Source organism: Streptomyces sp. NPDC059957 (genome assembly GCF_042730015.1).
Taxonomy (GTDB): Bacteria; Actinomycetota; Actinomycetes; order Streptomycetales; family Streptomycetaceae; genus Streptomyces.
In genome coordinates this window covers 96,715-104,239 of record NZ_JBHWMB010000006.1, presented here as the reverse complement: position 1 = coordinate 104,239, position 7,525 = coordinate 96,715, and the positions used below count along the sequence as shown (strand labels likewise).

Annotated in this window: 4 protein-coding genes; all 4 read right to left on the bottom strand. The window is 75.4% G+C overall.

The genetic code is table 11. The features are described 5' to 3' along the window. Positions 1-26: 26 nt before the first annotated feature. The 4 genes from ACFWBW_RS06290 to ACFWBW_RS06275 all read right to left on the bottom strand — a co-directional run bounded on the left by ACFWBW_RS06290 (position 27) and on the right by ACFWBW_RS06275 (position 7,523). Positions 27-1,046, bottom strand: coding sequence for an FHA domain-containing protein (locus tag ACFWBW_RS06290; RefSeq protein WP_385368894.1), 1,020 nt, complete (start codon positions 1,044-1,046; stop codon positions 27-29). A 112-nt stretch (positions 1,047-1,158) separates the two neighbouring features. Then, positions 1,159-2,484: a VWA domain-containing protein gene (locus ACFWBW_RS06285; protein ID WP_385368892.1), complete on the bottom strand. Its 1,326-nt coding sequence runs from the start codon at positions 2,482-2,484 to the stop codon at positions 1,159-1,161. A gap of 26 nt (positions 2,485-2,510) precedes the next feature. After that, the gene (locus ACFWBW_RS06280) at positions 2,511-4,343 is read right to left on the bottom strand and encodes a protein phosphatase 2C domain-containing protein (RefSeq protein ID WP_385368890.1); all 1,833 of its coding nucleotides are present in this window, start codon (positions 4,341-4,343) and stop codon (positions 2,511-2,513) included. 462 nt (positions 4,344-4,805) lie between these two features. After that, positions 4,806-7,523: a tetratricopeptide repeat protein gene (locus ACFWBW_RS06275; protein ID WP_385369057.1), complete on the bottom strand. Its 2,718-nt coding sequence runs from the start codon at positions 7,521-7,523 to the stop codon at positions 4,806-4,808. Positions 7,524-7,525 lie beyond the last annotated feature (2 nt).

Below are 7,525 nucleotides of genomic sequence, written 5' to 3'. Positions count from 1 at the left end.
CGTTCAGGACCGGGGTGCGCGCCCGGTCAGCCGCGCCGGACGGTGATCGTGGTCCAGGCGCCGACGTGCACGCGGTCCCCGTCGGCGAGCGGAACCGGCACGTAGGGCTGGATCGACTCCTCGCCGCCGTTGATCGTGGTGCCGTTGGTGGAGTTCTGGTCCACCACGGCCCAGCTGCCGTCGGGCTGCTGGACGAGCACCGCGTGCTGGTGCGAGACGCCCGGGTCCTCCGGGGGCACCGACAGGTCGATGTCGGGGGACTCGCCCGTAGAGGCGCGGCGGCGGCCGATGGTGATCTGGCCGCCGGCGAGCGGGAGGTGCTGCTCGGGGGAGTACGCGGGCAGGTCGAGTCCCGAGGCCTCGGGACCGCTGCGCTGCATCATCGCCATGAAGTACGAGCGGTCCGGACCGATGGTCGCGGTCCAGGACCCGCCGCCCTGGGGCTGGTAGGGCTGCTGGTACGACTGCTGCGGCTGAGGCGCCTGGGGTGCCTGATGCTGCTGGTGGTGCGGGGGCGCCTGGGGCGGCTGGTACTGCCCGGTCCGCGAGGGCTGCTGCTGGTACTGCGGCGGAGCCTGCTGCTGGTGCTGCTGCGGGGGCGGCGGCTGCTGCTGGTACGGGGGCTGCTGGAACTCCTGGTGCGCCGGGGGCGGCAGCATCCAGTCGTCCTCGCGCTGCAGCGGCTCGGCCGGGCGGTTGACCCGCGAGGGCCGCGAGCCCTGGTAGTCGAAGTGGTCCTGGGAGTACGCCTGCGGGGCCGCGGGCATGCCCGGCGGCGGGGGCAGGTCGGGGGTGATCGGGGTGTACGAGGTCGCCGTACGGGTCAGGAAGTTGTACCGGCACTCCTCGCAGAACGGGGCCATGGCCTCGCGCGGAGTCCGGCACTGCGGGCAGAGTTCGGCCTGTGCGGTCGGCTCGCCGGTGGGAGGGTAGCCGTAGCCGTAGGAGGGCGCCCCGGGGCTGCCCGTAGGGGCGGCCATGCGGTGGCCGCAGACCTCGCACCAGTCGTCGGAGGCGGACTGGTGCCCGTTCGGGCAGGTCGGCATCGCGGCGCTTCCTCCTTCTTCCTGCGTCAACGAGGCAGGGTCTTCTTCAGCTGCTTCTTCTGTGCTTCCGATCGCGTCTGGTTCACGCCTGATCAGAGGGTCAAGCCGTACGTCAAGATTTTCGCACTCGAACGGTTTGAGTGGAACGCGTTTCTAGTGTCATCTCGTCCGCGTCGGCGACCTTTGCCTTCAGTCGCACAGTACCCGCCGCCGCATCGACGACATCCACCACCTTGGCGAGCAGCTTCGCGGTGTCGGCGTTGCCCGAGGAACTCGCCAGCTGCACGGCCCGGCCGAGCTTGGCCGTGGCCCCGCCCACGTCCCCCAGTTTGCGGGCCTCCAGGCCCTGCTGGATGGCCTGCGCGAGCTCCGCCTGCCCGGTGTAGTGGGCCACCTGCGGGTTGATGGCGGTGGACGCGGCGAGGTCGTCCGTCCATACGGCGCGGACCAGGCCCTGGGCGAGTACGGCCGGGGCCTCACCGGGCGCTCCCGGCATGACGAGGGCGGCCCGGGCGGCGAGCATCTCCTGGCCGACGGAGGCGCCGGGGACCCTTACGCACACGTGGTACTCGCGGGACTCGTCGCCCCAGGAACCCGTCGGATAGTCCCCGGCGCGCGGGGACGCCTCCGTGCGGCGTGCGGTCAGGTCCTGCACGGCGGGAGCGACCTGCTTGACGTACAGGACCTCCGCGCCCACGGGGGTCCACAGGCGCAGTGAGACGTCCGCCACTTCCTTGCCCATGACGTTCTCCATCATGTGCGTGAAGTCCTCGGTCAGCCGGGCCGGATCGGCCACGATGTCGGCCGTGCCGAGCAGCGCGCTCGCGATGCCGGTGACCTCCTTGACCTCCCAGTCCGTTCCCACACCACGGGCGTCACAGGTGAAACGGCCCGCGCAGGCGTCGAGCGTGGCGCGGAGCACGGCCGGGTCCTCGTGCTCGTTGCGGCCGTCGGTGAGCAGGATCCCGTGCCGGATCGCCGCGGTCGATCCGCGCAGCAGTCCGTCGGCGAGGCGCAGCCAGGTGCCGATGGCGGTGCCGCCGCCGGAGGAGAGGCCGCGCAGGGCCTCCTTGGCCTGGGCGCGGGTGGTCGCGTCGGCGATGGCGAGGAGGCCCCGGCGGGGGAAGACCTCCCTGGCCACGTGGGTACCGGCGATCACGGCGAAGGCGGTGCCGTCGCGGAGGGTGTCCACGGCCGCTGCCGTCGCCTCGCGGGCGCCGCGCATCTTGTCGGGCGGGTACTCCATGGAGCCGGAACAGTCGACCATGATCACCACGGCGGCGCCGCCGGGGGCGACGGCCGTCCGCGTGGCCGTGGCGCCGCCGGTGGAGGTGACCGTGACGATGGCGTGGACGTCGCGGGCGCCCTCGGCGAGGAACTCGTTCTGGTACACCTCCACGCTGAAGCTGGGGGCGCTCGGCTTGGCGAAGTTCGCCATCGGTCGCTACTCCTCGGAGACGGGGATCAGGCCTGGGCCTGCGGGCCGGCGGCGCTTTCGGTGCTTGCGGGCGGGGTCTGCGCGGTCTGCGGGGTCGGCGGGGTCGCCGCGAACGGGACGACGGCCACGGTGACGTTGTCGTGCCCGCCGCCGTCGAGGGCGTGCCCCACCAGGACCTGCGCACTGTGCAGGGGCCGGACGGCGGCGTCGTACGGGAGCACCTGGGCCATGTCCCGCGCCGACTCGGCGTAGTTCCACAGTCCGTCGGTGCAGACCACGACCACGCCGTCGTGGTCGGGCTTGAAGGTGGCGGTGTGCGGCTCCAGGTCGTACGCGTCGGCCCCGAGCCAGCCGGTGATGGCGTGCGCGCGGACGTCGGCATAGGCCTCGGCCTCGCCCATCAGGCCCGCCGCGACCATCTGGGCGGCCCAGGAGTCGTCCTCGGTGAGGCGGCGGGGCAGGGCGGCGCGGTCGTCGGGGACCCAGTACGCGCGGCTGTCGCCGACCCAGCCGATGGTGAGCAGGCCGCGGCTGACCACGGCACCGACCAGGGTGCAGGCGGGGGCGTTCTGGGCGCCCGGCACCTCGGGGGCGAGGGCGTTCACCGCTGCGGCGGCGGCCAGGATCGCCTCGTGCATGGCCTCCTGGGGGTGGGCGCCGCGGGGGAGGGCGTCGAGCAGCGCCTCGTTGGCGGCTCCGGCGGCGGCCGCGGAGGCCTCGTCGGGGCGGCTGGCGGAGGAGACGCCGTCGCAGACGATGGCCACGGTGGCGGCGGAGCCGTCGGGCAGCGCGGTGGCCGCCACGGCGAAGGAGTCCTCGTTGCGGTGGTGGCGCAGCCCGCGGTCACTGACGGCCGCGACGCTCCCGAGCTCCTCTTCGAGGTGGTCCCGCTCCCGCGGCTGCGCGTGGCCGCAGTGCTCGCAGTACCCGTCGGTGTCCACCCGCCCGGCGCGGCAGGCCACACAGGTCTTCCCCCCGGCCTCCCCCTGCGGGGCGGCGTACGGGGCTTCGCCCCCGGGGGTGTGCCCCTGCGGGGCGGGGCTGCCGTACGGGGCTTCGCCCCCGGGGGTGTGGCCCTGCGGGTCGGAGCTGTCGTACGGGGTTCCACCCTCGGGGTGCCGGCCCTGCGGGGCGGGAGCGCCGTACGGGGCTTCGCCCTCCGGGGTGTGCCCCTGTGGGGCGGGGCTGCCGTACGGGGCTTCGTGGCCCGGGCCGGGGCCCTGGGGGCCGCCGTGGGCGGGGCCGTGCCCGCCGGCCGGGGCGGCGTACGGGGCTTCGCCCCCGGGGGTGTGGCCCTGTGGGGCGGGGCTGCCGTACGGGGCTTCGCCCTCGGAGTGCCGGCCCTGCTGGGCGGGGTGGTCGTAGGGGGAGGCGTGCTCTCCCGGGCCCGGGGTGCCGTACGCGTCGTAGCCGGAGCCGCCCGCGGAGCCCGGGCCCTGCGCGCTCGCTCCGTAGGGGGTGGTGTCCGCCGGGTGCCGGCCCTGCGGGGGCGCCGTGTACGGGCTCTCGGGGGCCGGAGGCGTGCCGTGGGGCTCTGCCAGGGGGCCGGGGTCGGCCCAGCCGGTGGGGCCCGACACCAGGGTGGGGGCGGCGGTGGACACGCTGCCCCAGCCGGGCGCGGCCTCGCCGGCGTACCCGGGGGCAGCCGGTTCGGCGTAGCCGCCGGAGTGCCGGGGCGCGTGGGCCTCGTCGGGCGAGGAACGCCCGCGGGTGGCCGGGATCCCGCCCGCCGGGCCGGTCTGGCCGGCGGCGCCCGTGTGAGCGGCCGCCGCGGCCGGGGTGCCCGGCGAAGCCGGATCCGCCGCTCCCGGGGCAGCCGGTGCCGCCGGGCCCACGGGTGCCGAGCCCGCCGGGGTCATGTGCGCCGACTCCGCCGGGCCGCCCGGCGCAGCCGGACCCGCCGCGAACCGGGCGGGGGAGGGCGGGGCAGCCGGTGCCGAAGGGCTCACGGCCGTCGAAGGCGCCGGGGTCGCAGGCGCGCCCGGACCAGCCGCAGACGCGAAGCCCGGGGTTGGCGGGGCGGCCGGGCCCATGGGTGCCGGGCCCATGGGTGCCGGGCCCCCGGGTGCCGAGCCCGCCGGGCCGAACGCCGGGCCCGGATCCGCCGCAGGCGGGGTGAGCGGCGCAGCCGGGGGCATGCCCACCGGGGGCACGGGTGCCGCGCCCAGCGGGGGCGTGGGTGTCGCCGCCCCTTGCGGGGCGCGGGGTTCCGTGGGGGCGGTGGTGGTGAGGGCGTAGCCGCAGAGGCCGCAGAAACGATCACCCTCCTCCAGCGGTTCCGCGCAGCTGGGGCAGCCCGACAGCCGATGCATCGACATCAATCACACCCACGTCCGGGGACGGAAACGGTTTGCCCGCTCCACCAGTTCGATCCTCTCCTCGCCCCGCTGCGCCAGCCGTGCCAGCACGCGGAACGAGCGCTCCAGGCCGAAGCGCAGCCCCCGCTCGTCCAGTTGGCAGCCGAGCAGCGAGGTACGGCCGGGGTCGGAACCCCGGCTGCCCGACAGTACCCAGTCCAGCGCCGCGCCCAGAACTTCCGCCCTGAGCCGCTCGTGGCGCACCGAGTCCAGGCCGAACCTCCCCAGCGCCTCCACCTGCGCCGCGGCCGCCGTCAGATCGGGCAGCAGCGCCTCCTGGGGAGACCGGTCGCGCAGGCGTGCCCGTACGGCCGCCACCCGCGCGGCCGTGTGATGGATCGACACCTCCGGCACGGACTCCAGCGTGCGCACGGCTCCGCTCCGGTCCCCGGCGGCCAGCTGCACCCGGGCCAGCCCGAACGCGGCGCCGACGAAACCGGGGTCCGTGGCCCACACCAGCCGGTAGTACTCGGCGGCGTTGTCCAGCTGCCCCAGCACCTCCGCGCACAGCCCCAGCGCCAGCTTCGGCGCCGGTTCGCCCGGGAAGGCGTCGTAGACGGCGTCGAAGGACAGGGCCGCCGTCTCGTCCTCACCGACGGCCAGCGAGGAGATGCCCCGGGCCCACACCACGCGCCAGTCGTCGGGATGCCGCGCCTCCAGCCGGGTCAGCGCGTCGGCGACGAGCGGCGCGTCGGCCCCGCCCAGTTCGAGCCGGGCCCGCAGCTCCCGCAGCCGCAGCTCGGCGGATTCGGCCGGCGCCGAGCCCAGCGCGGCCAGCAGGTCCGCCGGTGCGGAGGCCAGCAGGCCCGCCAGGAAACCGGCGTTGGGGTCCGCGGCGTCGACCAGCGGCACGGGCAGGGCCAGCGCGGCCTCGCGGGTGTCCAGGGTGGACAGCTCCGGCCGCCGCGTTGCGGCGATCCCGACGGGTGGCAGCGGCGTGGCCGCCGGTGCCCGGCGCGGGGCCGGCACGCCGGGCCCGTTGGCCCGGTGCGTCGCCGTGGTGACCAGCCCGGTCGTGCCGTACCCCGTGATCGGCGAGGCCGACGGGGCCGCGGCGTCGGGCGCGGCTTCCACCGCCGGAGCGGGCCCCGGGACGGGGACGGCGGCCGGGACCCGGGCCGGAGCGGCGCCCCGGCCGGCCCGCCACCGCTTCACGGACCGCTCGCCCAGCCGGGACACGTGCCCGCCCGACTTGTCGTCGATGAACAGCCGGTCGTCCGGGACCCGCAGCTCGGGCCCGAAGAGGGTGGACACCTGGGGCCTGGGGCGGCCCGTCTGGAGCGCGACGACCTCCCGCAGCACCCCCGTCAGCTGGTCCGCCATCTCCTGCGCGGACGCGAACCGCCGTCCGGGATCCGGGTCGGTGGCCCGTACCAGCAGCCGGTAGAAGGACTCGTACCGCCCGAACACCTCGATGTGCTCCGGGTCCGGCAACGAGTCCACGAACACGTTCGTGTAGCCCTGGAAGTCGAAGGTCAGCACGGCCAGCGTGCGCGCCACGGTGTACAGGTCGGAGGCGACCGACGGGCCGAGCTCCGCGACCTCCGGCGCCTGGTAGCCCACGGTGCCGTAGATGGCCGACTCCTCGTCGTCCATCCGCCGGACCGCGCCCATGTCGATCAGCTTCAGCTGGTCGGCCTGCTGGATGGCGTTGTCGACCTTGAAGTCGCAGTACAGGAGGTTCCTGGTGTGCAGGTGGCCGAGCGCCTCCAGCGCCTCGATGCCGTACGCGCACGCCTGCTCCACGGGCAGCGGGTCGCGGCGGCCGTCCGGCCTGCGCCGCTCGTTGGCGATCTCCTTGAGCGATTTGCCGCCCACGTACTCCATGACGATGTACCCGTCCAGCGAACCGGTCCGCTGGTCCAGGTGCTCCACGAAGTTGTAGATCCGCACGATGTTGGAGTGCTCGATCTCGGCGAGGAAGCGCCGCTCCGAGATCGCGGCCGCCATCGCGTCCTGGTCCCCGGTGTCGAGCAGGCCCTTGAGCACCACCCACCGGTCCGACACGGCCCGGTCCACCGCGAGATAGACCCAGCCCAGCCCGCCGTGCGCGAGGCAGCCCGCGACCTCGTACTGGCCGTGGACGAGGTCGCCCCCGCGCAGCTTGGGCACGAAGGAGTACGGGTGCCCGCACTTGGTACAGAAACCTTCCGTCCGCCCCGGCCGCTCCCCGCGCGCCCGCCCCACGGGCGCCCCGCAGTCCGAGCGCGAACAGAACCGCTTGCGCTCCGGAACCTCCGGGTTCTCCAGCACCGCCGCCGAGGGATCCGGACGAGGCACCTCCGGTACGTTGACCAGCCCGGCGCCCAGCCGGCTGCGGCCCGACACCGAGGCGGCCGAACCCGAACTGCGCACCGACACCGAACGGGTGGACGCGGCCCCGGAAAGCGCGCGCGAGAGCCGGCCCGACACGGAGCGGCGGGAGGAGGAGGACCGCGACGACCGGGCCGAGCGGGAGGCCCGCGAGGAGGAGGACGCGGAGGACCGTCCGGAGCCGTGCGACCCCTGCGAGTCCCCGTGGCGGGCCGCGCTCGTCATCGCCGTCGGTACCGACACCAGCTCCTCGGCGCCCGCCGCGACGGCCCCGGCGGGCGCCAGCCCGCAGGTGTCGCAGTAGACCTCGCCGCCGCCCATGTCCTCGTACGTCCCCGGGCAGCCGGGGCGCATGCACGCCGTTCCGATCA

Coding starts and splice junctions, on each gene's coding strand:
- ACFWBW_RS06290 (WP_385368894.1), bottom strand. CDS start 1,046: ATGCCGACCTGCCCGAACGGGCACCAGTCCGCCTCCGACGACTGGTGC.
- ACFWBW_RS06280 (WP_385368890.1), bottom strand. CDS start 4,343: ATGACCCCGGCGGGCTCGGCACCCGTGGGCCCGGCGGCACCGGCTGCC.
- ACFWBW_RS06285 (WP_385368892.1), bottom strand. CDS start 2,484: ATGGCGAACTTCGCCAAGCCGAGCGCCCCCAGCTTCAGCGTGGAGGTG.